Source organism: Variovorax sp. PBS-H4, assembly GCF_901827205.1.
In the GTDB taxonomy this organism is placed as follows: domain Bacteria; phylum Pseudomonadota; class Gammaproteobacteria; order Burkholderiales; family Burkholderiaceae_C; genus Variovorax.
This window is the reverse complement of record NZ_LR594675.1, coordinates 4,706,225-4,729,449: the sequence shown is the minus strand read 5'-3', so window position 1 is coordinate 4,729,449 and position 23,225 is coordinate 4,706,225. Positions and strand designations below refer to the sequence as shown.

Genomic DNA, 23,225 nt, shown 5'->3' with positions numbered 1-23,225 from the left:
GACAGTCACGCAAGCACCGACAGTCGCGCGAGCATCGACAGTCGCGCAAGGACCAATAGCCAAGCTCCTCCCGACACCAGTAGTCACCCAGCCCGCCCCCGCCGAAGCCAATACTCGATCACCTCGAACAACCCCTCACTCAGCAACGCCAACACCGCCGCCGGCACCGCCCCCGCCACCAGCAACTCGCGGTCATTCAGCGCCAGCCCCGTCACGATCCGTTCCCCAAACCCTCCCGCGCCGATGAAAGCCGCAATCGTCGCCGTCCCGATGGCAATGGTGGCGGCCGTCCGCACCCCCGCCAGCAGAGTCGGCAGCGCGAGCGGCAGCAAGACCAGCCGCAGGCTCTGAGCACCCGTCATGCCCAGCGCCGTGCCGGCCTGCCGCAGGCCGGTCGGCACCTCGGCCAGGCCGGTCACGGTGTTGCGCATGATGGGCAACAGCGAATAGAGCGTGAGCGCGATCAGTGCCGGCAAGGTGCCGATGGCGCCGATGAGAGAGATCAGCACCGCGAGCAGCGCGAGGGAGGGCACGGTCTGAAGAAGACCGGTGAGCCCGAGCACCAGGGCCCGCAGGCGCAAGTGCGGGAACACGGCGATGCCCAGCGGCACGGCAATCAGGACCGCGAGCCCGACCGAGACCGCCACCAGCAGAAGATGCTGGCGTGTGATCCGCCCCAGGTCGGGGCCGAACAGTTTGGCGACGAAGCCGCGCGCGCCTTCGCTGCCGGAGGCGCCGGCCTTGCCGCCCACGCCGCCTTGCGCCAGATAGTCGCGCGCGATCACGTCGAAGGCCACGCCCTGTAACTCGGCGCGTGCGTTCATCGCGATCATGGCGCGCTCGTCGATGCGGCCCTCGAGCTTCTGCAGCGCGGCCCAGGCCGCCGGCCAGCGCGTGGGCACGTCGAGCCGATACAGCACGACCGCGTCGTAGCGAGGGAAGTAGGCACGGTCGTCGGTCAGCACCCGCAGGCCCAGGTGCTCGATCTTGGCGTCGGTGGTGTAGATGTCGATGACGTCGACTTGCTTCGCCGCGATCGCGTCATAGGCCAGGCCATGGTCGAGTCCGGCAGGCTTCTGCGTGAAACCATAACGGGCAGCCAGGCCTTGCCAGCCATCGGCACGGCCGATGAACTCGTTGGAAAGTCCCAGCCGCAGCTCGGGATGGCGTGCCAGGTCGCCGAGGGTGCGCACGCCGAGCCGCTCGGCCTCGGCCGCGCGCATGGCGAGCGCATAGCCGTCGTTGAAGCCGAGCGGAATCGCAATGCCCAGGCCGAGCGGCGCGAGCGCCGCGTTCATGGCCTCGCGCGTCATCGGCTGCGGGTTCTTGAGGATCTCCAACGCCACCGTGCCGGTGTATTCGGCATAGAGATCGATGCTGCCCGAACGCAGGGCCTCGTAGACGATGGCAGTGTTGCCCAAGCCTTGCCGCAACCGAGGCGGCGCCGGCAGGTGGGGCGCCGCGGTCTGCGCCAGCACTTCGGCCAGGATGTAGGACTCGGTGAAGCGCTTGGAGCCGATGCCGAGGCCTGCGTCCTGTGCGTGCGAGGGCATCGCTGCGCAGAGCAGACCGAGACAGGACAGGACGAGAAGCCGCAGAGGGTGCAGGCAATGCATCCGGCGCAGTGTATCGACGTGCCTCGGAATTCGACAGGTTGCGCTCCTACAGGAGTTCGTGAGCGGGGCTGATGCGTTGCCGTGCCGCGGCGCAGCAGAGTACCGACGTGCTCATCAATTACGTCCGGCGAGGTCAAGGCAAGTCGCTCCTGCTCGTCCATGGACTGGGCAGCAATTGGCGTTCATGGCAGGGCATCATCGAACCGCTCGCCGAGCGGCGCAGCGTGACCGCGATCGACCTGCCCGGGTTCGGCAAGAGTCCACCGCTCGACGGCGAGGTCTCGATGCAGACGATGGCCGATGCGCTCGCGCAGTTTCTTTGGGAGCACGAGCTGATCGGCACCGATGCCGCCGGGAGCTCGGTCGGGGGGCGATTGCTGCTCGAGCTGGCGAGGCGCGGCGGCGTGCTGGGCTCGGTGGTATCGCTCGGACCGGGCGGCTTCTGGCTCGGCTGGGAGCGCTTCCTCTTCGCCGCGTCGGCGTGGCTCTCGCACGGGCTGGCGCGCAGCCTCCAATCTGCCATGCCCAGCCTCATCGCACACGACTGGTCGCGCAGCCTGCTGATGGCGCAGTTCTCGGTGGCGCCGGCCGCGCTGTCCTCTTCCATGGTGCTGGAGGAAATGCGCAGCTACGCATCCGCGCGTTCCTACGGCGCCGTGTTGCGTGCGCTCCTGCGCGAGCCGGCGCAGCAGGGCGCGGATGCGGGCAGCTTGACCAGCCCACTGGTGATCGGCTGGGGGCGGCTCGACCGGATCTGCCTTCCGCGGCAGGCGGCGCGGGCGATGCAGCTGTATCCCGGGGCGCGTCTGCACTGGTTCGAGCGCTGCGGCCATTTCCCGCACTGGGACGCCCCCGAGGAGACCACGCGCCTGATCCTCGAAGCCACGGCCGACTGAACCCACTACCAGAAACCTGAAGGACTGCATGGCCCCCAAGAACAAGGCGCACAAGGCGCGACCGAAGAAGAACAACGACAACGGCAGCAGCAACGGCAGCAACCCGTACGCACCGCCGCCGCCATCGGCCGACATCCATGGAGCCAAGGAGTTGCCGGCGGTGCTGGTCGAAGGCTACAGCCTGCAGTTGCGGGGCGAGCAAGGCTTCCTGGGCGATCAGGCAAGCCAGACCGCATTCCGCGAATTGCTGGAGCGCTGGCGCCGCCGCGTTCGCAAGAAGGGCAAGCCCGACCCGCTCGGCCAGCAGCACTCGAGGGACCTGGCCAAAGGCACGCTCGACGCCGCGTTGAGGGCCGGCAAGGCCACGGAAGCGACCGACGTGGTGCATGCGGCCATCGAGGAGTTCGCCGAGTCGCTTGCTGAAGTCATCGACAGCTTCCTGCGCCAACCCTCATGGCAGGGTGTCGAGCGCATTGTGGTCGGCGGCGGATTTCCGGAAAGCGACGTGGGCGAGCGGGCAGTGCTGCAAGCGGCCGCGATCCTCCAGGAGATGAAGGTGCAGGTGGAGCTGGCGCGCATCTGCCACGAGCCCGACGATGCAGGGCTGCTCGGCTGGGTGCACCTGACCCCGCCCGAGCTGCTGGAGCACTTTGACGCCATCCTCGCGCTGGACATCGGCGGCACCAATGTGCGCTGCGGCATCGTGAAGACGCGGCGCAAGCGCGCAGCCGACCTGTCCAGGGCAAAGGTGCTTCGGCGCGAGAAGTGGCGCCATGCAGACGATGGCCCGAATCGCCGCGAACTGGTGGCGCGATTGGCCGAAATGCTCGAGGCGCAGGTCCGCTACTGCGAGAAGAAGGGCATCCGCCTCGCGCCCTTCGTCGGCATCGGCTGCCCCGGCCTGATCCGCAAGGACGGCTCGATCGCGCGCGGCGCGCAGAACATGCCCGGCGACTGGACCAGCGAGCACTTTCACCTGCCCACCGAACTGGCCAAGAAGATCCCGACCATCCGCGGCATCCCGACCATGGTGCTGATGCACAACGATGCGGTGGTGCAGGGACTCAGCGAGCTGCCCTTCATGCGCGACCTGAAGCGCTGGGCGGTGCTGACCATCGGCACGGGCATGGGCAACGCGAGCTACACCAACCTGGAGCCTCCGAAGAAAGCCTAGAGCTGGAACGCGATCGTCAGCAGCAGGCCTTCCGCCACGTCTCGCACCAGGCCGGGCCGGCGTGCACGGTAGGTCTCGCCGGCCGAGGCGGTGGTTTCGATCCACTGCGCGAGCCAGTCGATCTGCTCGGCGCCGTAAAACACCACGGCCGCCTCGTGGTTCAGCAGCAGGCTGCGCATGTCGAGGTTGATCGAGCCGCACAGTGCCAGCTGCTCGTCCACCACGACAGCCTTGGCGTGCGCCATGAAGGGCAGCATGCGAAAGCTGACGCCGGCGCGCGCGAGGTCGCGCATGGCCCTGGCGCGCACGAAATCTGCCAGCGGGTGGTTGGATCGCGCCGGCATCGCGATCGTGACCTGCACACCACGCCGCGCTGCCAGCCGCAGCGCGTCGCGCAGCCCGTCGCCGGGCACGAAGTAGGGCGTGATCGCGAGCAGCCGGTGCTCTGCGCGGAAGCAGGCGTCGATCAGCAGGGCGTGCGCCGTGTCCTCGGTCTGGTCGGGTCCGCTGGGAAGGAACTGGGCGAGCTCGCCCGCCGGCGGCTCCTCGGCCGTGATGGCGCGCGGCTTGCGCCCGCGCACCGAACCCCAGTCGTGGTCGAACTGCCGCGCCGCCGCCGCCGCCACGCTGCCTCGGAGGTCGAAGGAAAGGTCGCGCCAGGGCTGCGGCTGCTCGTGGTTGCCGAGGAAGTATTCGCCGGCGAGGTTGCGCCCGCCCGACCAGAGCCAGCCGTCGTCGGCGATGGTGAGCTTGCGGTGGTTGCGCAGGTTGCGCGGGCCCGTGCGGCGCAGGCCGAAGATGGGGCGGAACACGGCGATTTCCGCGCCGGCGTCGCGCAGCGTGTCGAAGTGATGGCGCGGCAGCGACAGGGCGCCGAAGCCGTCGAGCAGCACGCGCACCTTGATGCCCTCGCGCGCACGCCGCGACAGCCGGTTGATGGCCTCGTGGCCGAGCGCATCGTCGCCGATGATGAAAGTGCACACGTCGATGCGCGTGTGCGCACCCTCGATCACCTCCCACAACGCGTCGCGTGCAGCGCCGCCGTCGGCGTGGAAGCGGACGGGGCTGGGTCCCGGCGACGCGAGACCGAAGCTCTCGATCAGGTCGGCTGCCCAATGGCCGGCGGGCATCGAGCGAGAGGGCCGGGGCGAACCCGATGGCCGCAGCTTGCGCTGCCCGAACAGCAGGTAGGTGGGCAGGATGAGGTAGGGCAGCAGTGCCAGGCCCATGACCCAGGCGATCGCAGTGGCGGGCGCGCGATGCTCGCGTCGCCCGCGCGTGGTCAGCACATAGACCAGCAGCGCAAAGGTGACGACCAGCAGGTGCTGCGACGGCGAGGGCAGCCAGTCCAGCCAGTCGTCGATTCGGTTCACGCGGCGAGCGCCCGATTCACGCGTTGACGGGCCCGAGGTGCGACTGGAGCGCCGCTGGCACAGGCCGTCCCTCCGACGCGAGGAAGCGCATCATCGGCCCGACCACGGCCCGCACTGCCGGTCGCGCGCCCACGCGCTCGCGCCAGGCCAGCAGGCGCGGCGTGGCATCGGTCATGCCGGCGCCCTTGCGGTCGGCGAAGACCTGCGCCATGTAGAAGGCGATGTCGGCGAAAGAATAGGGCCCGGCCAAATAGTCGGCTTGAGTGAGGTGCTGCTCCATCTGCTCGTAGAAGCGGGCGCAGGCGGCGCAGGCCGTGATGGCAGCTTCGCTGCCCATGTCGTGCTGCAAGCCCATCAGCTTGATCACGTGCGGGAAGAACACCTCGTCGGACAGGTGCTCTAGCTGGCGGGCCCCGGCGCGGGCGGCAACATCACGCGGCCACAGCGGCGGCTCGGGCACCTTGTCCTCGAGGTACTCGAAGATTTGCGTGGAATCGAAGACCTCCACCTCGCCGTCGATCAGCACAGGCACCTGCCGCTTCGGATTGACACGCAGCACCTCGGGGTGCTTGGGCAGGTAGTTGTCGTCCTTGTCGAAAGGCACCATCACGGCTTCGATCGCGATGCCTTTTTCGAGGGCCGCGATCTGCGCCTTGGCGCCGAACATGCTGAGGGGGCCGGTGAAGAGCTTCATGGAGCGCGATCATGCCGCGACTTCACCGGGCATGCACCTCAGGTCGAGCCCCAGACCTCCTGTGCGGTCTCGACCACCAGGCGCAGCTTGTTGCGCTGGTCGTCGACGGCGATCTTGTTGCCGTGCACCGTGCTGGAGAAGCCGCATTGCGGCGACAGCGCCAGTTGCTCCAGCGGCACGTACTTGGCGGCAGCCTCGATGCGCTGCTTGAGCTCGTCCTTGTCCTCGAGCTGGCCGAACTTGGTGGTCACCAGCCCGAGCACCACGGTCTTGCCCTTGGGCAGGAAGCGCAGCGGCCGGAAGTCGCCGGAACGTGCGTCGTCGTATTCGAGGAAGTAGGCGTCCAGGTCCATTTCCTTGAGCAGCGCCTCGGCCACCGGCTCGTAGTTGCCGGCCGCGGCATGCGTGCTCTTGAAGTTGCCGCGGCACAGGTGCATCGCAAGCGTCATGCCCGCAGGCTTTTGCGCCACCACCTTGTTGATGAAGGCGGCATAGCGGTGCGGCAGCTCGTTGGGGTCGTCGCCGCGCTGGCGGGCCGCTTCGCGCATCTTCTCGTCGCACAGGTACGCCAGGTTGGTGTCGTCCATCTGCACGTAGGTGCAGCCGGCCGCGGCGAGCGAGCGCAGCTCGTCGCCGTACGCGCGGGCCACGTCGTCGTAGAAGGCCGGGTCGAGCTCGGGGTAGGCCTGCTTGCTGATGCCGGCGCGGCCGCCGCGGAAATGCAGCATCGTCGGCGACGGGATGGTGACCTTGGGCGTGTTGCCGGGCGAGACCTGGCTCTTGAGGTACTGGAAGTCGGCAAGCTGGATGGCCTTGGCGTGGGTCACCTTGTCGATGACGCGCATCACCGGGGGGGCGAGCTCTTCGGTGCCATCGGGCTTGCGGATGGTGACCGGGATGTCGGTCTTCACGCCGCCGAGCTGCTCCAGGAAGTCGATGTGGAAGTAGGTGCGGCGAAATTCGCCGTCGGTGATGCTCTTGAGGCCGATGTCCTCCTGGAACTTGACGATCTCGGTGATGGCCTTGTCTTCGACCTTGCGAAGCTGTTCGGGCGTGATCTCGCCCTTGGCCTTCTGCTCGCGCGCTTCGAGCAGGTATTGGGGGCGCAGGAAGCTGCCGACGTGGTCATAGCGGGCAGGCAGGCGGGCGTGTTCTGACATGGTGGGCTCCGTCGAATCTTGGAAAAGAACGATCGATCGTAAACGGTCCGGAATCGACTTGTCTGGATACAGGAAGATCCGTGTTTTCCCTAGAACTGGCCGGTAAGTATTGGTTTTTAGGCTATCGCTGTATACATTGCGTATCCTATGAGTCGCTCCAAAAGCCATTTTCCACTCGACGCCTGGTATGCGGCGGCCTACGACGTCGAGGTCAAGCACAGCCTGTTGGCACGGACCGTCTGCAACCAGAAACTGGTGCTGTACCGGCGCAGAGACGGCCAGGTCGCTGCGCTGGAAGACGCCTGCTGGCACCGCCTGATGCCGCTGTCCCTCGGCCGCCTCGAGGGCGACGAACTGGTGTGCGGCTACCACGGCCTGGTCTACAACAGCCAGGGCCGCTGTACCCACATGCCCAGCCAGGAGACCCTCAATCCCTCGGCCTGCGTGCGCGCCTATCCGGCGGTGGAGAAGCACCGCTTCGTGTGGATCTGGCCCGGCGACCCCGCCAAGGCCGACCCGGCGCTGGTGCCGGACATGCACTGGAACGACGACCCGGATTGGGCCGGCGACGGCAAGATGATCCGCGTGGCTTGCGACTACCGGCTGGTGGTCGACAACCTGATGGACCTCACGCACGAGACGTTCGTGCACGGCTCATCCATCGGCAACCGAGCGGTGGCGGAAGCGCCTTTCGTCGCGACGCACGGCGACCGCTCGGCGACCGTCACGCGCTGGATGGAGAACATCGACGCCCCGCCGTTCTGGGCTGCGCAGATCCGCCATGCCCGTGGTTACGAGGGCAAGGTCGACCGCTGGCAGATCATCCGCTTCGAGGGCCCGTGCACGGTCAACATCGACGTGGGCGTCGCTCCGGCAGGCAGCGGCGCAGTGCCGCGCGAGGGTCATGCGGGTGATCGCAGCCGGGGCGTGAATGGCTACGTGCTCAACACCATCACGCCCGAGACCGACACGAGCTGCCTCTATTTCTGGGCGTTCGCGCGCAACTACTGCATCGGCGAGCAGCGGCTCACGCACGAGCTGCGCGAGGGCGTGGCCGGCATCTTCCGCGAGGACGAGCTGGTGCTCGAGGCGCAGCAGCGCGCGATGGACGAGCGCCCCGGACGCGATTTCAACAACCTCAACATCGACGCCGGCGCGATGTGGGCGCGCCGGTTGATCGATCAGCTGATCGCGAAGGAGCGGCCGATCGCGTCCACCATCCCGATCCGGCCGGCGCCGGTGGCGGAGGGCGCGTGAGTGGCGGTGCGGAAGCCAGCGAGGCCGGCAGCTCGCAGGCCGTGAAGGCCCAGCTGAGGCTGCGCGAAATGGTGCTGGCGGGCGAGCTGCCCGGTGGCACGCGCATCGCCGAAGTCGCGATCTCGGAGCAACTCGGCGTGTCGCGCACGCCGGTGCGCAGCGCGCTCATGCGGCTCGAGCAGGAGGGCCTGCTCGAAGCCCTGCCGAACGGCGGCTATGCGGTGCGCACCTTTTCCGAGCGCGACGTTGCCGACGCCATCGAGCTGCGCGGCACGCTCGAAGGCCTGTCCGCGCGGCTCGCAGCCGAGCGCGGCGCAGCGCCCGTGGTGCTGCGCGAGGCGCGCGCCTGCCTGCGCCGCATCGACGAGCTGCTGAGAGAACCCGCGCTCGACGACGCAGCCTTCTCGCGCTATGTGGAATTCAACGGGCAGTTCCACCGGCTGCTGTCGGAGATGGCCGGCAGCCCGCTGCTCGCGCAGCAGATGGAACGCGTGATCAACCTTCCGTTTGCCTCCCCCTCGGCCTTCGTGGTGGTGCAAGCAAACTCGCCGGCCGCGCGTGACATGCTCGTGATCGCGCAGGACCAGCACGGCCAGGTGCTGGACGCGATCGAAAACCGCGAGGGCTCGCGTGCCGAGTCGCTGATGCGCGAGCACAGCCGCCTGGCGCAGCGCAACCTGCGCGAGGCGCTGCACGGCGCACACATCCACCCGCTGCCCGGCGTGCAGCTGATCCGCCGTCGGGCATGACGACACCATTCCTGCGATGAACAGCGAAATCCACTGGATGCCTGCGCGCATCACCGCCTGCCGCGACCTGACGCCCACCGTACGCGAATTCGAACTCACGCCCGAATCGGGCTTGGCAGCGAGCCATGAGCCGGGGTCTCACTTGCAGGTCCAGGTGCTCGTGGGCACGACGGGCGCCGGCCGGATGCAGACGCGCCACTACTCGCTGGTGGGCGAGCCTGACGGGCGCACCTGGCGCATCGCCGTCAAGCGCCTGGACGACGGCCGGGGCGGGTCGCTCGCGATGTGGCGGCTGGCGCCCGGCGATCGGCTGCTGGTGACGCAGCCGCAGAACCACTTCGGGCTCGACATCACGGCGCCCGGCTACCTGCTGGTGGCGGGCGGCATCGGCATCACGCCGATGGTCTTCATGGCGCAGCGCCTGGGCGCGCTGGCCGCACGCAGGGGGGTGGCGGTGCGCCTGCTCTACGGCGCGCGCTCGGAGAAGGAACTGGCCTATCTTGCGTCGCTGCAGGCAGCGCTGGGCAGCGCGGCGACCAGCAGCATCCAGACCCATATCGGCCATGCGCCCATCGATTTTGCGGCCGAGATCGCGGCGCTGCCCGAAGGCGGCCAGCTCTACACCTGCGGACCGGTGCCGATGCTGGAGGCGGTCAAGCGCGCCTGGGCGGCGGCGGGGCGGCCCCCGGCGGACCTGCGTTTCGAGACCTTCGGCAGCAGCGGCCGGCTGCCCGTGCAGGCATTCGAAGTGCGCATTCCGCGCCACGACCTCAGCATCCAGGTGCCAGCGGAAAGCAGCCTGCTCGAAGCGCTCGAAGCTGCCGGCGTGCAGACGCTGTGGGATTGCCGCCGTGGCGAATGCGGCCTGTGCGCGATGGACGTGCTCGCGGTCGAGGGCGAGATCGACCACCGCGACGTGTTCCTCAGCGAACAGGAGAAGCGCGAAGGCCGGCGCATCTGCGCCTGCGTGTCGCGCGCCGTGGGCTGCATCACGCTCGATTCCGCCTGGCGGCCCGACACGCCGTGAGCCCCGGGAGCGTTGCGCGATGATCGCGCAAGCGATCGATGCATCGCGCAGAATGCAGGCCCGCGGGCCGACGGCCGAGGTGCCTTAGGTGTTTGCCAAGGCGCCAACATCGTTTCGATTGATCACAATACGCCCCGTTCCGATCCCCATCTCAAGGAGACATCCATGCAACGTCGCCACCTCGTGCAGGCCGCGAGCCTCACGGCCTTCGCCCTGGCCATGCCGCTGGCGCAGGCCCAGGGCAACACCTTCAAGATCGGCCTGGTACTGCCGATGACAGGGCAGCAGGCCACCACCGGCCGCCAGATCGAGGCCGCGGCCCGGCTCTACATGGCGCAGAACGGCGACACCGTCGCGGGCAAGAAGATCGAGCTGATCGTCAAGGACGACACCAGCCTGCCCGACGTGACCAAGCGCCTGGCGCAGGAACTCGTGGTGAACGACAAGGTCAACGTGCTGGCGGGCTTCGGCATCACGCCGTCGGCCATGGCGACGGCGCCGATCGCCACACAGTCCAAGACGCCGATGGTGGTGATGGCCGCCGCCACTTCCAGCATCACGGAGGCTTCTCCCTACGTCGTGCGCACCAGCTTCACGCTGCCGCAGGTCTCGGTTGCCATGGGCGACTGGGCGCCCAAGAACGGAATCAAGTCGGTGGTCACGCTGGTGACCGACTATGGCCCCGGCAACGACGCCGAGAAGTTCTTCGCCGAGCGCTTCCAGCTGAACGGCGGCAAGGTACTCGACAAGCTTCGCGTGCCGTTGCGCAACCCCGATTTCGCACCCTTCCTGCAGAAGGTGCGTGACGCCAAGCCCGATGCGCTGTTCGTCTTCGTGCCCTCGGGTGCAGGCGCCGCGGTGATGAAGCAGTTCATCGAGCGCGGCATGGACAAGGCCGGCATCAAGATGATCGCCACCGGCGACGTGACCGATGACGACCAGCTCAACGACATGGGCGACGGCGCGCTGGGCGTTGTCACCACGCACCACTATTCGGCGGCTCACCCGTCGCCGGCCAACAAGAAGTTCGTCGAGGCCTTCCAGAAGGCCAACAAGAACATGCGGCCCAACTTCATGGCGATCGGCGGCTACGACGGCATGCGCGTGATCTACGAGGCGCTCAAGGCCACCAAGGGGCAGGGCGGCGGCGACGCGCTGCTGGCGGCGATGAAGGGCCAGCTCTTCGAAAGCCCGCGCGGCCAGGTGCTGATCGATGCGCAGACGCGCGACATCGTGCAGGACGTGTACCTGCGCAAGGTCGAGAAGAAGGACGGGCAGCTCTACAACGTCGAGTTCGACGTGATCAAGGCGGTGAAGGATCCGGGCAAGAACAAGCAGTGATTCATCAAGCGCCCGCCCGTTTCAGCCGCATGACCCCGCCGCGCTCCCTTTGGGAAACACCGCGGAACCGGCTTTGCCGGGCCGCTGGTGTTGCCCCCGGTAGGGGGTGGGCGGCTACACGCAGTGAGCCAACCTGGGGGGGAGCAACATCCCCACCGCGGAACCGGCTTTGCCGGGCCGCTGGTGTTGCCCCCGGTAGGGGGTGGGCGCCCGACACGAAGTGCGGGCAACCTGGGGGCGAGCCATGCTAACCATACTCTTCGACGGCATCGCCTACGGCATGCTGCTGTTCGTGCTCGCGGTCGGCCTGGCCGTCACGCTGGGGCTGATGAACTTTATCAACCTCGCGCACGGGGCTTTCGCGATGGCCGGCGGCTACCTGACGGTGTTCGCGATGCAGAAGGCGGGCGTTCCCTTTCTGGCCTGCCTGCCGCTCGCCTTCGTGCTGGTGGGGCTGCTGGGCGCGCTGCTGGAGCGCACGCTGTACCGGCCGATGTATGGCAAATCGCACCTGGACCAGGTGCTGTTCTCGATCGGTCTGGCATTCATGGCGGTGGCTGCGGTCGATTATTTCGTCGGCTCCTCGCAGCAGAACGTCCACTTGCCCGAGTGGCTGCGCGGGCGCACCGAGATCGGTGACGGCGCGCTGCTGCTGGGCATGGGTCACTACCGCGTCTTCATCATCGTGCTGTGTGCGTTGCTCACGGTGGTGCTGCAGCTCATCCTGTCGAAGACGCGCTTCGGCAGCCGGCTGCGCGCGGCGGTGGACGATCCGCGCGTGGCGGCAGGGCTGGGCATCAACGTCAACGTGGTGTTCCTGGCGACCTTCGCGGTGGGTTCGGGCCTGGCGGGGCTCGGCGGCGCACTGGGCGCCGAGATCCTCGGCATGGACCCGACCTTCCCGCTGAAGTACATGATCTATTTCCTGATCGTGGTGTCGGTCGGCGGCACCTCGTCGATCACCGGGCCGCTGCTGGCCGCGCTGCTGCTCGGCATCGCCGACGTGGCGGGCAAGTACTTCATCCCGAAGATGGGGGCCTTCACGGTCTACCTGCTGATGATCCTGATCCTGATGTGGCGCCCGCAGGGCCTGTTCACGCGGCGAGGCGGCGGGCGATGAGCCGCACGGCCGCTTCGAAGGCTCATGGCATCGCAGCCGCGGGCGAGGGCGCTCCGGTGAGCGCGGAGGCGCTGCGCGACGCGCTGCTCGCCCGCACGCGCTGGCGGCCGTGGGAGTTCGTCTTCTGGGCGGTGGTCTTCGTGCTGCCGGCGCTGCTGCCCTCGAAGGCACTGATGATCAACGAGATCGCGATCATCGCGCTGTTCGCGTTGTCGCTGGACCTGATCCTCGGCTATACCGGCATCGTCTCGCTGGGCCACGCGGCCTTCTTCGGGTTCGGCGCCTATACCGCAGCGCTCTTCGCCAAACATGTCATGCCCGATCCGACCGTGGGCCTGCTGGTCGCCATCGTCGCGTCGGCGGCGCTCGGTGCCGTTGCGAGCGTCACCATCCTGCGCGGCAGCGATCTCACGCGGCTGATGGTCACGCTGGGCACCGCGCTGCTGCTGCTCGAACTGGCCAACAAGCTGGACTGGCTCACCGGCGGCGCCGACGGGCTGCAGGGCGTGGTGATGGGGCCGGTGCTGGGCCTGTTCGAATTCGACCTCTACGGCCGCACGGCGGCCTGGTACTCGCTCGCCGTGCTGTTGCTGCTCTTCCTCCTGATGCGACGGCTGGTGCAGTCCTCCTTCGGTGCCACGCTGAAGGCGATCCGTGACAACCGGCTGCGTGCGATGGCGATCGGCATTCCCGTGGTCTCGCGCATCGCGGTGATCTATGCGGTCGCAGCGGCGGTGGCCGGCGCGGCGGGCGCGCTGCTCGCCCAGACCAGCGGCTTCGCGTCGCTCGACGTGCTGGCCTTCGACCGATCGGCCGACGTGCTGCTGATGCTGGTGATCGGCGGCGTCGGCTGGCTCTACGGCGGTATCGCGGGCGCGATCGTCTTCAAGCTGCTGCAGGACACGTTGTCGACGGTCACGCCGCAGTACTGGATGTTCTGGGTGGGGCTGATCCTGGTGCTGCTGGTGCTGGTCGGGCGTGACCGGCTGCTCAAGCCCTGGACCTGGTTCCGCAAGCGGACGGGTGCAGGACGATGAACGATACCGTGCTGTCCGCCACCGGCCTGGTGATGCGCTTCGGCGGCATCACCGCCACCGACAACGTGACGCTGAACCTGAAGCGCGGCGCGCGCCACGCGCTCATCGGGCCCAACGGTGCCGGCAAGACCACGCTCGTCAACCTGCTGACGGGTGTGCTCACGCCCACTGCCGGACGCATCGTGCTGGAGGGTGAGGACATCACGCGCCTGGCGCCGCATGCGCGCGTGGCGCGCGGCATGGTGCGCACCTTCCAGATCAACCAGCTCTTCGATTCGATGACGCCGCTGGAGACCTTGGCGCTGGTCGTGTCGCAGCGCTCCGGCCTCGGGGCGCAGTGGTGGCGCCCGTTGGGGATGTCGGCGCATGTCTCCGAGCGGGCCGCGGAGTTGCTCGCGCAGTTCCACCTCACCGACGTGGCGCGGCAGCCGACGCGGGAGCTGGCTTATGGCAAGCGCCGCCTGCTCGAAATCGCGATCGCGCTGGCCTGCGAGCCGCGCGTGCTGCTGCTGGACGAGCCCGTGGCAGGCGTGCCGGCAGGCGAGCGCGAGGAACTGCTGCAGACGGTGTCCGCGCTGCCGGCCGATGTGTCGGTGCTGCTGATCGAGCACGACATGGACCTGGTGTTCAGCTTCGCCGACCGCATGACCGTGCTGGTCAACGGGGCCTTGCTCACGGAAGGCGACCCTGACACCATCGCCAACGATCCGAAGGTCAAGGATGTCTACCTGGGGCAGGGGGCCGTGCATGCCTGAGCTGTTGCGCATCGAGAAGCTCAGCGCCGGCTACGCAGAGGCGGTGGTGCTGCAGGACATTTCGCTCAGCCTCGGCGAGGGCCAGACGCTGGCGCTGCTGGGCCGCAACGGAACCGGCAAGACCACGCTGATCAATACGCTGGCCGGCGCGACGCGCCAGCACGGCGGCAGCATCACGCTTTCGGGCGCGGCGCTGCACAAGCTGTCGCCGCACCAGCGCGCGGCAGCGGGCATCGGCTGGGTGCCGCAGGAGCGCAACATCTTCAAGTCGCTCACCGTGCACGAGAACCTGACGGCGGTGGAGCGGCCCGGCCGCTGGACCGCGCAGCGCGTCTACGAGTTGTTCCCGCGCCTGGCCGAACGCAAGCGCAACCTGGGCACGCAGCTGTCGGGTGGCGAGCAGCAGATGCTGGCCGTGGGCCGGGCGCTGGTGGTGAATCCGCGCCTGCTGCTGCTCGACGAACCGCTCGAGGGGCTGGCGCCGATCCTGGTGGAGGAACTGCTGCGCGCGATCCGGCGCATCACGCAGGACGAGGGACTCGCGGCCATCATCGTCGAGCAGCATCCGCAATCCATCCTCGCCATTTCGGACGAGGCGGTGGTGCTGGACCATGGCACTGTGGTGCATGCCGATCGCGCCGCGACCTTGCGTGCCCAGCCCGAGGTGCTGGAACGCTTGCTGGGCGTCTCGCGCTGACCGTGCGCCGGGCCTACACTGGCCCGACAACGACTCGCCACAGGAGACACGGGCATGGCAAGCATCCGACGAGAAACGCAGGTCGCCGCGAGCGCGGCGCAGGTCTGGGAGGTGGTGCGCGACATCGGTGCCATCCACCGGCGGCTGGTGCCCGGCTTCGTGACCGACTGCAAACTGGAGGGCGATGCGCGCATCGTCACCTTCGGCAATGGGGTGGTGGCGCGGGAGGTGATCGTCGATCTGGACGATGCCGCGAGGCGGCTGGTCTGGTCGGCCAGCGGCGGCCGGCTCAGCCATCACAACGCGTCTCTGCAGATCGTGGACGAGGGCGATGGGCAGAGCCGCCTGGTCTGGATCGCCGACTTGCTCCCGCACGAGATGGCGGGGCCCATTGCCGGCATGATCGACGAGGGCATGCGTGTGATGAAGAAAACCCTGGAGGCCGCCGCCCCCGGTTTACCAGCGGTCTGAACTCATCAGCGGTTCCCAGCGGCCCCCACGGGGTCGATAGACGCCGACGCTGCCGTAGAGCTGCTCGCCGTCCGGGCCGAACTTCATCACGTTGGTGACGGGCGCCATGTAGTCGAGCTGGCGAAGCTTGGTGGTCAGCACCTTGCCATCGACCGAGTTGGCGCGGTGCACCGCGTTGGACAGCAGGTACATCGCGTCGTAGGCATAGTGCGACCCATACACCGGTGCGTGGCCGTATGCCGTGTTGAAGGCCTCGACGAACTTCGCGCCCCGGTAGAACTCCCTTGGCTCCAGCACGGGCGACGTTGCGAAGACTTCGAGCGGCAGCTTTTGGGCCAGCAACTTGTTCGTCTTGAGCGTGTCGCCACCGACGATCTTGATGTTGGTCAGCTGGGCGTCTGCCAGCTGCTGGACCAGCGCGACCACTTGAAAGTCGGCAAGCGTCGTGACGATGGTCTCGACCGAGCGGGTCTTCAGCTCCTTGACCAGGGCACCGAACTCGGTGGTCTTGTCGTCGAACGAACGACGCAAGGCGACCGTTCGGCCATGGGCGTTGAGCGATTTTTCGGCCAGGTCGGCCAGCGCCTTGCCATAGGACGTGCTGTCGTCGACGACCGCACAGGCGCTTTCGCTGAGCGTCGTCGCGGCGTAGGTGCCCATCGCGCGGCCCTGGATGGCGTCGCTGGCCACCAGCCGCAGCGTGGTGGGAAAGCCGAGCTGCGTGTACTTGGGCTGGGTGGAGATGGCGAGCTGAGGGATGTTTCTCGCAGCGTAAATGGGCGCAGCCTCGATGCTCACGCCGGAGTTGAGGTGACCGATGACCGCGACCACGCCCTCGTCGACAAGATGGCGCGCCACCTGCGCGCCGACGCCCGGACTCGATTGATCGTCGACGGCGACGATCTGGAAACGCACCGTTTTCCCGTCGACTGCAACGCCGCTGGCGTTGATCTCCTTGACCGCCAGCTGAACCCCCTCGAGCATGTCCTTGCCCAATGCGGCCAGCGGGCCGGACAAGGGCTGGGCGACGCCGATCTTTACCGTATCCGGGACCTTGGAACAGGCGATGAGCCCGACGAGCGCGAGTGCTGAAAAGCCGATACCGACGAGTCTCATGTAGCCCCACTAGAAGTTGTAGAAAAAAATTCTACGAGGGGGGTCTGGCAATTTCGGTTCGTCGAACAGATTCCGCGACCTTTCGCTTCGATGATTTTCGAGCGGGCCTGCCCTGCGCTTCTTCGGCGCACGCGACGGGCCGCCTGCGCCGAAGAAGAGCCGGTGAACGGACGGACAGACCGGCGGTTCAAGGATTCAGCTCGGCCGGGCACGCTCGCGCAAGTGCGCCACCAACAGCTTGGCGGCCGGCGAAAGGTTGGCCTCGCTGCGGAAGCAGATCGCGAAGCGCCGCTCGGCCCACGGGTCGGACAACGGCACGACGCGCAATCCGAAGCTCTGCACCCAAGGCTCGACCACCTCGCGCGGCACCACGGCAATGCCCAGGCCGGCGCGCACGCAACGAAGCGCCGCGTCGAAAGTCGACACGACCGCGCGGTAGCTGAGCGGCCGTCCGATGATGGCGGCCGCGCGTGCCAGCATGGTGTGAACCGCGGTGGAAGCCGGCAGGCCCACGTGGTCGAACTGCAGCGTCTCCTCGAAGCTGCAGCGCCGGCGCCGCGCGATCGGATGCGAGGGATGCGCAACCATGGCCAGCCGGTCGCGCCGGTAGGGCCAGGCCTGCAATCCTTCGAGGTCCGCCGCGTCCCAGCACACGCCGACGGGCGCCGAGCCTTCGCGCAGCGCGCGCACCAGGTCGCGGCTGAGCGCCTCCTCGATGTCCACGCGAATGTCGCGGTGCGCCGCGGCTTGCAGGAAATCCGCAATGTCGTCGGGCAGGAACTCGGCGATGGACGAGACGCTGGCCAGCACCCGGACCTGGCCCTTCACGCCGCGTCCGTAATCCGCCATGTCGCGCGCCACCCGGTCGGCGCTGGCGAGCATGGCGCGCGCATGCTCCAGAAGGATCTCGCCGGCGGCCGTGGGCGTGACGCCGCGGCGGCGACGCTCCAACAAAGTGGCGCCTACCACGCTCTCGAGCTGGGCCAACCGCTTGCTGATGGCCGAGGCGACGATGTGGTGCTGCTCGCCGGCCCGCGCGATGTTGCGCATTTCGCAGACCGCCACGAAAAGGCGCAGGCTCGTGAGGTCCAGGTCTCGCATGGCGTTCCGTATGGGAATGTTTGGCGTGCGAGATTACCGCTTCTGCGAACAATAGGGAACGCCTAAAGTTCAGGCAAGAACCGGCTTCCCCTGCCACGAGAGACAAAGCTTCATGCCCACATCGAACCCACGCCTGCCGCGCGCTGCCGTCATCCGCGAAGTCGGCCTGCGTGATGGCCTCCAGAGCATCGCCACCATCCTCTCCACCGAGCGCAAGCGCGAGTGGATCCGCGCAGCCCATGCCGCAGGCCAACGCGAGATCGAAGTCGGCTCCTTCGTGCCTGCGCGCCTGCTGCCGCAACTGGCCGATACCGCCGACCTGGTGAACTATGCAAAGACTTTGCCTGGCCTCTTCGTTTCCGTGCTGGTGCCCAACCTGCGCGGCGCCGAGAGTGCGATCGCCAGCGGCGCCGACCTGATGATCGTGCCGCTGTCGGCCAGCCACGCCCACAGCCTGGCCAACCTGCGCAAGACGCCCGACGAAGTGGTGGCGGAAGTTGCTCGCATCCGTGCGGCGCGCGATGCGGCTGGCGCGAAGACGCTGATCGAAGGCGGCGTGGGCACGGCCTTCGGCTGCACCTTGCAGGGTGAGGTCGCTGCCGACGAGGTGCTGCGTCTGATGCAGGCCCTCCTCGACGCCGGCGCCGACCGGGTGAGCCTGGCCGACACCGTGGGCTATGCCGACCCGGCGATGGTGCGCGCGCTCTTCGAGCAGGCGCTCAAGATCGCAGGCGAGCGCTTGTGGTGCGGGCACTTCCACGACACGCGGGGCCTGGGCCTCGCCAACGTGTACGCGGCGCTGGAGCTCGGCGTGAGCCGCTTCGACGCTTGCCTTGCTGGCATCGGCGGCTGCCCGCATGCGCCCGGTGCGAGCGGCAATGTCGCGACCGAGGACCTGGCCTACATGCTCGGGAGCATGGGCATCGCGACCGGAATGGACATCGGGCAAGTACTCGCATTGCGTGCACGTGTCGCGGACTGGCTGCATGGCGAGACGCTGCACGGCACGCTCTGGCGAGCCGGCCTGCCCAGGACCTTCATACCCGAAACCCTCGCGGCCTGACACGAAAGCACCATGCAAACCGAAAAAGATTCCTTGCCCCTCGCCGGCGTTCGCGTCGTCGAGTTCACCCACATGGTCATGGGCCCCACCTGCGGGATGATCCTGGCCGACCTGGGCGCGGAGGTGATCAAGATCGAGCCGCCCGGCGGCGACAAGACGCGTAGGCTGCCGGGGCTGGGCATCGGGTTCTTTCGCTCGTTCAACCGCAACAAGAAAAGCGTGGTGCTCGACATCACGAGCGAAGAGGGGCGCGCCACGGCGACCGAGCTGATCGGCCAGTGCGATGTGGTGCTCGAGAATTTCCGGCCAGGGCTGATGAGCTCGCTCGGCCTCGACCACGAGACACTCTCGAAGAAGTATCCGCGGCTGGTCTATGTCTCGCACAAGGGCTTCCTGCCCGGGCCGTACGAGAAGCGGCTCGCGCTCGACGAGGTGGTGCAGATGATGGGCGGGCTCTCGTACATGACGGGCCCGCAAGGGCGTCCGCTGCGCGCGGGCACCTCGGTCAACGACATCATGGGCGGCATGTTCGGCGCCATCGGCGTGCTGGCGGCGCTGCGCGAGCGCGAGCGCACCGGCCGCGGCCAGGAGGTGCAGAGCGCGTTGTTCGAGAACTGCGTGTTCCTCTCGTCGCAGCACATGCAGCAGTTTGCGATGACCGGCGAGCCGCCGCCGCCGATGCCTTCGCGCGTATCGGCCTGGAGCGTTTATGACGTCTTCACGCTCGCTGAGGGCGAGCAGCTTTTCATTGGCGCGGTCAGCGACAAGCAGTTCCTGACGCTGTGCCGCGTGCTCGACGCGCCCGAACTGGCGGCGGACCCGGCGCTGGCGAACAATGCGCTGCGCGTGGCGGTGCGGCCTGCCTTGCTGCAGCGGCTTGGCGAGATCCTCGCGCACCATCGCGTCGACGAACTCGCCCCCAGGCTCGAGGAGGCCGGCATTCCCTACGCCCCGATCGTGCGGCCCGACCAACTGCTGCAGGACCCGCACCTGAAGGCGAGCGGCGGCCTCGCGCCGATGGAGACCGACGACGGCGGCATGACCGAAGTGGTGCTGTTGCCGCTGCTGATGGGCGGTCGCCGGCCCGGCGTGCGGCAGCCGCTGGCGCGCGTGGGCGAGCACACGAACGAGGTCCTGTCGCAGCTTGCGGCGCGCGAAGCGGCCTGATCGGCCCGGCCTTCGATCATTCGAGACAACCAAGGAGACACGACATGAACCCCATCCTCTCGCGCCGCACGATGCTCGGCTTCAGCAGCTGCGCAATCGCCACTGCTGCCCTGCCCGCGCTGGCCCAGGGCGGCTCCGACAAGCCGGTGCGCATCATCCTGCCGATCAGCGCCGGGTCGGGCGTGGACACCATCGCGCGCGCCGCGGCACCGGCGCTGGGCAAGGCCTTCGGCCAGCCGGTGGTGATCGAGAACCTGCCTGGCGCGGGCGGCATCACCGGTGCATCGGTCGTGGTGAAGGCGGCGCCGGATGGGCTCACGCTGGGCATGGTGTCGAACAACCACGTCATCAACCCGAGCGTCTACAAGAAGATGCCTTTCGACGCCATCAACGACATCACGCCCATCAGCGTGATAGGCGCGACGCCGCTCGTGCTGGTGGTGAACCCGAAGGTGCCGGCGAAGAACGTGAAGGAGCTGGTGGCGCTGCTCAAGGCGAAGCCCGACGGGTACAACTACGCGTCCTCGGGCAACGGCACCATCATCCACCTGGCCGGCGAGATGTTCATGGACGAGGCCAAGGTCAAGGCGCGCCACATTCCCTACAAGGGCACCGGTCCCATGGTGACCGACATGATTGCGGGGCAGGTCGAGATCGGCGTGGTGGCCTTGCCGGCGGCGCAGCAGCACATCAGGAGCGGCGCGTTGCGCGCCATCGGGCTGTGCGGCCCCGCGCGCTCGCCGGCGGCGCCCGAGATCCCCACCATCGCCGAGCAGGGGCTGCCCAACTACATCGTGGAGGGCTGGTTCGCTGTGATCGGTCCGGCCAGGCTGCCGGCGGCAGAGGTCAAGCGCGTGCACGACGCCATCGTGGCCGCGTTCGGCATGGCCGAGGTGCGCGAGGCGATGGACAAGCAGGGCAACATCGTCAAGCCGACGACGCCGGAGGAGGCCGCCCGCTATTTCCGCAGCGAGGCCGACCGCTACGCTGCGCTGGTCAAGAAGGCGAACGTGACGGTGGAGTAGGCAGCGGTGTCTCGGGCCCGACCGCCCGGTACAGGGCACGCACGAAATCCGACTGAGTGATCATCCCGGTGAGCCGACGCTCGCCATCGATGATCGGGATGTGATGGTGGCCGCCTTCGGAGAACAGCGGCACCAGTTCCACCATCGGCCGCTCTTCGCTGGACACGCGCACCTGCCGCGTCATGATCTGGCCGACCACCTCGGGCTTGCTCGACATCACGGTTCGGGTGGCGCGAATGAAGTCACGCAGGCGACCGGCCAGGCCATCGTGGTGGTCCAGGTCGATGTGCCGGAAGAAATCTGCCTGCGTCACGATGCCGACCACCCGGCGGGTGCGATCGATCACCGGGAGCGCCTTGATGCGGCGCGCCTGCATCAAGGCCCAGGCGTCCTGCAACGGCGTGCCGAACTCGGCGACCACGGGGTTGGAAGACATGATGTCGGCACACCGCACAGTGCCGAGGCGGCGGCGGTAGGACTCCAGCTCGGTTTCGCGGATCAGCGCCTCGAGATCGTCGCGGCTGATGTCCAGCACCTGGTTGTAGCGCCCCAGCACCGCGTCGACATCAGCCGAGCTGAAGCGTGCGTCGGCCTGCGGCGTGCGCGGCGCCAACTGGACGTGCGGATAGCGTCGCCCTGTGAGGCTGTTGTAGAACACGCCGGCCAGCACCAGCAGCACCGAATCGATCAGTACCGGGTGGAGGGCAAAAGAAAAGTGCGTCGTGTGGTTGAGCGCCACCAGCAGCGCCACCGCGCCGCCGGGCGGATGCAGGCAGCGCAGCGCGAACATCAGCGCGATGGCCAGCGCGGTCGCAGCCGGGCCGACCCACGCGGCGTCCGGCATCCAGCGGGCGCAGGCTACGCCAACCAGCGCCGAGAACATGTTGCCCGCAATCACCGGCCACGGCTGGGCGAGCGGGCTTGCCGGCAGTGCGAACACCAGCACCGCACTGGCACCCAGCGGCGCGATCAGCCACTGGCCTCCGCTGCCCAGCTCGGCCAGCTGCAGGACCAGCACCGTCAGCAGCAGGCCCAGCCCGGCACCGGCGACGGCGCGCAGGCGTTCGCGCGAGTTGACATTGGTACGGGCCGGCAGCCAGGAGCGGGCGAAAGTGCGCAGCGCCTCGCGACTCATCTTCAAGCGACTTCGCCGGCAACCCGGCGTCCGATCTCCGGCCACCGTCCATGCAGCCAGCCCCAGGCCACCAGACCGATGCTCATCATGCCGATGGAGGTGAGCGCGAGCGCGAGTGTGGAATGCATGACCAATGGCGCGACCACCCCGGCCACGAGCCCATTGGCGGTCGAGCCGATCACGGCCTGCAGCGAGGAGGCCATGCCGCGGCGCTCGGGGTGCAGGTCGAGCACCAGCAGGGTGACCACCGGCACCATCAGCGCCCAGCCGAAGGCGAAGACCGCGAGCGGCCACAGCGCCCAGGCCGGGTGCGGCGTGAAGAGGGCATTGGCGATCACGTTGACGATCGAGGTCAGCAGCATGATCAGGAAGCCGTCACGGATCTGCCGCTTGGGCGCCACCTTGCCCGCCATGCGCCCGCTCGCCCAGGCGCCGCTCATGATGCCGCCGATAGTCAACAGGAAGAACCAGAAGAACTGCGTGGGCGCAAGCGCCAGGTGGTCGCCGAGGAAGGCAGGCGCGGCCAGCACATAGAGGAACATGCCGTTGAAGGGCACACCGCTGGCCAGGGCCAGCAGCAGGAAGCGCGGGTCGGAGCATAGGTCCCAGTAGCCGCGCATCAGATGCCGCACTTCGAAGGGTTGCCGCTGGCTGTGGTGCAGGGTTTCGGGCAGGAGCTTCCAGTTGGCGGCGAACAGCACCACGCCGACCGCGACCAGAAACCAGAAGACGCTGTGCCAGCCCAGATGCACGAAAAGGAAGCCGCCGATGATCGGCGCAATCGCCGGCGCGACGCCGAAGTAGATGGTGACCTGGCTCATCACGCGCTGTGCTTCGGCTGGCGGAAACATGTCGCGGATCACCGCACGCGAGACCACGATGCCGGCACCGGTCGACAAGCCCTGCAGCGCGCGGAAGAACACCAGCTGGCCGATGGTCTGCGAGAGCGCGCAGCCCAGCGAGGCGATGGTGAACACCGCCAGGCCCCACAGGACCACCGGACGCCGGCCGAAGCTGTCGGACAGTGCACCGTGGAACAGGTTCATGAAGGCAAAGCCGAACAGGTAGGCCGACAGCGTCTGTTGCATCTGCGCCGGCGTCGCGCCGACGGTGGCGGCAATGCCCGAGAAGGCTGGAATGTAGGTGTCGATCGAGAAAGGGCCGAGCATGCCCAGCACCGCCAGCAGCACCGCCAGCGCCCAGCGAGGCGCGTGCCAGAGTTTGTCGGCGTCGGGATTCATGCGGGCAGTC

Annotated in this window: 22 protein-coding genes; 14 read left to right on the top strand and 8 right to left on the bottom strand. The window is 68.0% G+C overall.

Annotation, left to right across the window (positions count from 1 at the left end; all coding sequences use genetic code 11):
* Positions 1-83: 83 nt before the first annotated feature.
* On the bottom strand, positions 84-1,616 hold the full coding sequence (locus tag E5CHR_RS22545) for an ABC transporter permease/substrate-binding protein (protein ID WP_174255733.1): 1,533 nt from the start codon (positions 1,614-1,616) through the stop codon (positions 84-86).
* Positions 1,617-1,723: 107 nt separating this feature from the next.
* On the opposite strand from E5CHR_RS22545, the gene E5CHR_RS22540 reads away from it, so the two are divergent.
* Together E5CHR_RS22540 and E5CHR_RS22535 are read left to right on the top strand one after the other, a co-directional pair.
* Positions 1,724-2,512: an alpha/beta fold hydrolase gene (locus E5CHR_RS22540; protein WP_162583846.1), complete on the top strand. Its 789-nt coding sequence runs from the start codon at positions 1,724-1,726 to the stop codon at positions 2,510-2,512.
* 28 nt (positions 2,513-2,540) lie between these two features.
* Positions 2,541-3,686, top strand: coding sequence for an ROK family protein (locus E5CHR_RS22535; protein ID WP_162581906.1), 1,146 nt, complete (start codon positions 2,541-2,543; stop codon positions 3,684-3,686).
* Here E5CHR_RS22535 and E5CHR_RS22530 read toward each other — a convergent pair.
* From E5CHR_RS22530 to E5CHR_RS22520, 3 genes are read right to left on the bottom strand one after another with little or no spacing between them, the layout of a single operon-like run.
* Positions 3,683-5,059: a phospholipase D-like domain-containing protein gene (locus E5CHR_RS22530; RefSeq protein WP_232062161.1), complete on the bottom strand. Its 1,377-nt coding sequence runs from the start codon at positions 5,057-5,059 to the stop codon at positions 3,683-3,685. The two genes, E5CHR_RS22535 and E5CHR_RS22530, sit on opposite strands and share 4 nt — an antisense overlap.
* Before the next feature lie 16 nt (positions 5,060-5,075).
* Positions 5,076-5,753, bottom strand: a complete 678-nt coding sequence (locus E5CHR_RS22525; RefSeq protein ID WP_162581905.1) for a glutathione S-transferase family protein — start codon at positions 5,751-5,753, stop codon at positions 5,076-5,078.
* A gap of 38 nt (positions 5,754-5,791) precedes the next feature.
* Positions 5,792-6,913 carry a 5-methyltetrahydropteroyltriglutamate--homocysteine S-methyltransferase gene (locus E5CHR_RS22520; protein WP_162581904.1) on the bottom strand — a complete coding sequence of 374 codons (1,122 nt, stop codon included), beginning with the start codon at positions 6,911-6,913 and terminating at the stop codon, positions 5,792-5,794.
* Between the two features lie 147 nt (positions 6,914-7,060).
* On the opposite strand from E5CHR_RS22520, the gene E5CHR_RS22515 reads away from it, so the two are divergent.
* The 9 genes from E5CHR_RS22515 to E5CHR_RS22475 all read left to right on the top strand — a co-directional run bounded on the left by E5CHR_RS22515 (position 7,061) and on the right by E5CHR_RS22475 (position 15,367).
* Positions 7,061-8,170, top strand: a complete 1,110-nt coding sequence (locus E5CHR_RS22515; RefSeq protein WP_162581903.1) for an aromatic ring-hydroxylating dioxygenase subunit alpha — start codon at positions 7,061-7,063, stop codon at positions 8,168-8,170.
* Entirely contained in the window at positions 8,167-8,919 is a 753-nt protein-coding gene (locus E5CHR_RS22510) for a GntR family transcriptional regulator (RefSeq protein WP_232062160.1), read from the top strand. Before E5CHR_RS22515 ends, E5CHR_RS22510 begins: the two co-directional genes overlap by 4 nt.
* Before the next feature lie 16 nt (positions 8,920-8,935).
* A complete protein-coding gene (locus E5CHR_RS22505) occupies positions 8,936-9,946 on the top strand; it encodes a PDR/VanB family oxidoreductase (protein WP_162581901.1) in 1,011 nt (336 codons plus the stop codon).
* A gap of 165 nt (positions 9,947-10,111) precedes the next feature.
* Positions 10,112-11,287 carry an ABC transporter substrate-binding protein gene (locus E5CHR_RS22500; protein WP_162581900.1) on the top strand — a complete coding sequence of 392 codons (1,176 nt, stop codon included), beginning with the start codon at positions 10,112-10,114 and terminating at the stop codon, positions 11,285-11,287.
* A gap of 244 nt (positions 11,288-11,531) precedes the next feature.
* Positions 11,532-12,407, top strand: coding sequence for a branched-chain amino acid ABC transporter permease (locus tag E5CHR_RS22495; RefSeq protein ID WP_162581899.1), 876 nt, complete (start codon positions 11,532-11,534; stop codon positions 12,405-12,407).
* Positions 12,404-13,444: a branched-chain amino acid ABC transporter permease gene (locus E5CHR_RS22490; protein ID WP_162581898.1), complete on the top strand. Its 1,041-nt coding sequence runs from the start codon at positions 12,404-12,406 to the stop codon at positions 13,442-13,444. The genes E5CHR_RS22495 and E5CHR_RS22490 overlap by 4 nt, the downstream gene beginning before the upstream one ends.
* A complete protein-coding gene (locus E5CHR_RS22485; protein WP_162581897.1) occupies positions 13,441-14,199 on the top strand; it encodes an ABC transporter ATP-binding protein in 759 nt (252 codons plus the stop codon). The genes E5CHR_RS22490 and E5CHR_RS22485 overlap by 4 nt, the downstream gene beginning before the upstream one ends.
* Positions 14,192-14,896, top strand: a complete 705-nt coding sequence (locus E5CHR_RS22480) for an ABC transporter ATP-binding protein (RefSeq protein ID WP_162581896.1) — start codon at positions 14,192-14,194, stop codon at positions 14,894-14,896. The genes E5CHR_RS22485 and E5CHR_RS22480 overlap by 8 nt, the downstream gene beginning before the upstream one ends.
* A gap of 54 nt (positions 14,897-14,950) precedes the next feature.
* Positions 14,951-15,367, top strand: coding sequence for an SRPBCC family protein (locus tag E5CHR_RS22475; protein WP_162581895.1), 417 nt, complete (start codon positions 14,951-14,953; stop codon positions 15,365-15,367).
* Here E5CHR_RS22475 and E5CHR_RS22470 read toward each other — a convergent pair.
* On the bottom strand, positions 15,353-16,483 hold the full coding sequence (locus E5CHR_RS22470; RefSeq protein ID WP_162581894.1) for a branched-chain amino acid ABC transporter substrate-binding protein: 1,131 nt from the start codon (positions 16,481-16,483) through the stop codon (positions 15,353-15,355). The two genes, E5CHR_RS22475 and E5CHR_RS22470, sit on opposite strands and share 15 nt — an antisense overlap.
* 195 nt (positions 16,484-16,678) lie before the next feature.
* On the bottom strand, positions 16,679-17,584 hold the full coding sequence (locus E5CHR_RS22465) for a LysR family transcriptional regulator (protein ID WP_162581893.1): 906 nt from the start codon (positions 17,582-17,584) through the stop codon (positions 16,679-16,681).
* A gap of 112 nt (positions 17,585-17,696) precedes the next feature.
* Here E5CHR_RS22465 and E5CHR_RS22460 point away from each other — a divergent pair, with 112 nt between their 5' ends.
* From E5CHR_RS22460 to E5CHR_RS22450, 3 genes are all read left to right on the top strand, one after another.
* On the top strand, positions 17,697-18,647 hold the full coding sequence (locus E5CHR_RS22460; RefSeq protein WP_162581892.1) for a hydroxymethylglutaryl-CoA lyase: 951 nt from the start codon (positions 17,697-17,699) through the stop codon (positions 18,645-18,647).
* Between the two features lie 12 nt (positions 18,648-18,659).
* On the top strand, positions 18,660-19,814 hold the full coding sequence (locus tag E5CHR_RS22455) for a CaiB/BaiF CoA transferase family protein (RefSeq protein WP_162581891.1): 1,155 nt from the start codon (positions 18,660-18,662) through the stop codon (positions 19,812-19,814).
* Positions 19,815-19,885: 71 nt separating this feature from the next.
* Entirely contained in the window at positions 19,886-20,839 is a 954-nt protein-coding gene (locus E5CHR_RS22450) for a tripartite tricarboxylate transporter substrate binding protein (protein ID WP_443083123.1), read from the top strand.
* On the opposite strand, the gene E5CHR_RS22445 is transcribed toward E5CHR_RS22450, so the two are convergent.
* Together E5CHR_RS22445 and E5CHR_RS22440 are read right to left on the bottom strand one after the other, a co-directional pair.
* Positions 20,811-21,974 carry an HPP family protein gene (locus E5CHR_RS22445; RefSeq protein ID WP_162583844.1) on the bottom strand — a complete coding sequence of 388 codons (1,164 nt, stop codon included), beginning with the start codon at positions 21,972-21,974 and terminating at the stop codon, positions 20,811-20,813. The genes E5CHR_RS22450 and E5CHR_RS22445 overlap by 29 nt on opposite strands.
* Before the next feature lie 2 nt (positions 21,975-21,976).
* Positions 21,977-23,215: a multidrug effflux MFS transporter gene (locus tag E5CHR_RS22440; RefSeq protein WP_162581889.1), complete on the bottom strand. Its 1,239-nt coding sequence runs from the start codon at positions 23,213-23,215 to the stop codon at positions 21,977-21,979.
* Positions 23,216-23,225 lie beyond the last annotated feature (10 nt).

Excerpts from the sequence above, each read along its gene's own strand:
- E5CHR_RS22475 (WP_162581895.1), top strand. The coding sequence starts at position 14,951 with ATGGCAAGCATCCGACGAGAAACGCAGGTCGCCGCGAGCGCGGCGCAG.
- E5CHR_RS22460 (WP_162581892.1), top strand. The coding sequence starts at position 17,697 with ATGCCCACATCGAACCCACGCCTGCCGCGCGCTGCCGTCATCCGCGAA.
- E5CHR_RS22545 (WP_174255733.1), bottom strand. The coding sequence starts at position 1,616 with ATGCATTGCCTGCACCCTCTGCGGCTTCTCGTCCTGTCCTGTCTCGGT.
- E5CHR_RS22440 (WP_162581889.1), bottom strand. The coding sequence starts at position 23,215 with ATGAATCCCGACGCCGACAAACTCTGGCACGCGCCTCGCTGGGCGCTG.
- E5CHR_RS22535 (WP_162581906.1), top strand. The coding sequence starts at position 2,541 with ATGGCCCCCAAGAACAAGGCGCACAAGGCGCGACCGAAGAAGAACAAC.
- E5CHR_RS22485 (WP_162581897.1), top strand. The coding sequence starts at position 13,441 with ATGAACGATACCGTGCTGTCCGCCACCGGCCTGGTGATGCGCTTCGGC.
- E5CHR_RS22500 (WP_162581900.1), top strand. The coding sequence starts at position 10,112 with ATGCAACGTCGCCACCTCGTGCAGGCCGCGAGCCTCACGGCCTTCGCC.
- E5CHR_RS22495 (WP_162581899.1), top strand. The coding sequence starts at position 11,532 with ATGCTAACCATACTCTTCGACGGCATCGCCTACGGCATGCTGCTGTTC.
- E5CHR_RS22465 (WP_162581893.1), bottom strand. The coding sequence starts at position 17,584 with ATGCGAGACCTGGACCTCACGAGCCTGCGCCTTTTCGTGGCGGTCTGC.
- E5CHR_RS22505 (WP_162581901.1), top strand. The coding sequence starts at position 8,936 with ATGAACAGCGAAATCCACTGGATGCCTGCGCGCATCACCGCCTGCCGC.
- E5CHR_RS22450 (WP_443083123.1), top strand. The coding sequence starts at position 19,886 with ATGCTCGGCTTCAGCAGCTGCGCAATCGCCACTGCTGCCCTGCCCGCG.
- E5CHR_RS22445 (WP_162583844.1), bottom strand. The coding sequence starts at position 21,974 with ATGAGTCGCGAGGCGCTGCGCACTTTCGCCCGCTCCTGGCTGCCGGCC.
- E5CHR_RS22525 (WP_162581905.1), bottom strand. The coding sequence starts at position 5,753 with ATGAAGCTCTTCACCGGCCCCCTCAGCATGTTCGGCGCCAAGGCGCAG.
- E5CHR_RS22520 (WP_162581904.1), bottom strand. The coding sequence starts at position 6,913 with ATGTCAGAACACGCCCGCCTGCCTGCCCGCTATGACCACGTCGGCAGC.
- E5CHR_RS22455 (WP_162581891.1), top strand. The coding sequence starts at position 18,660 with ATGCAAACCGAAAAAGATTCCTTGCCCCTCGCCGGCGTTCGCGTCGTC.
- E5CHR_RS22470 (WP_162581894.1), bottom strand. The coding sequence starts at position 16,483 with ATGAGACTCGTCGGTATCGGCTTTTCAGCACTCGCGCTCGTCGGGCTC.
- E5CHR_RS22515 (WP_162581903.1), top strand. The coding sequence starts at position 7,061 with ATGAGTCGCTCCAAAAGCCATTTTCCACTCGACGCCTGGTATGCGGCG.
- E5CHR_RS22480 (WP_162581896.1), top strand. The coding sequence starts at position 14,192 with ATGCCTGAGCTGTTGCGCATCGAGAAGCTCAGCGCCGGCTACGCAGAG.
- E5CHR_RS22490 (WP_162581898.1), top strand. The coding sequence starts at position 12,404 with ATGAGCCGCACGGCCGCTTCGAAGGCTCATGGCATCGCAGCCGCGGGC.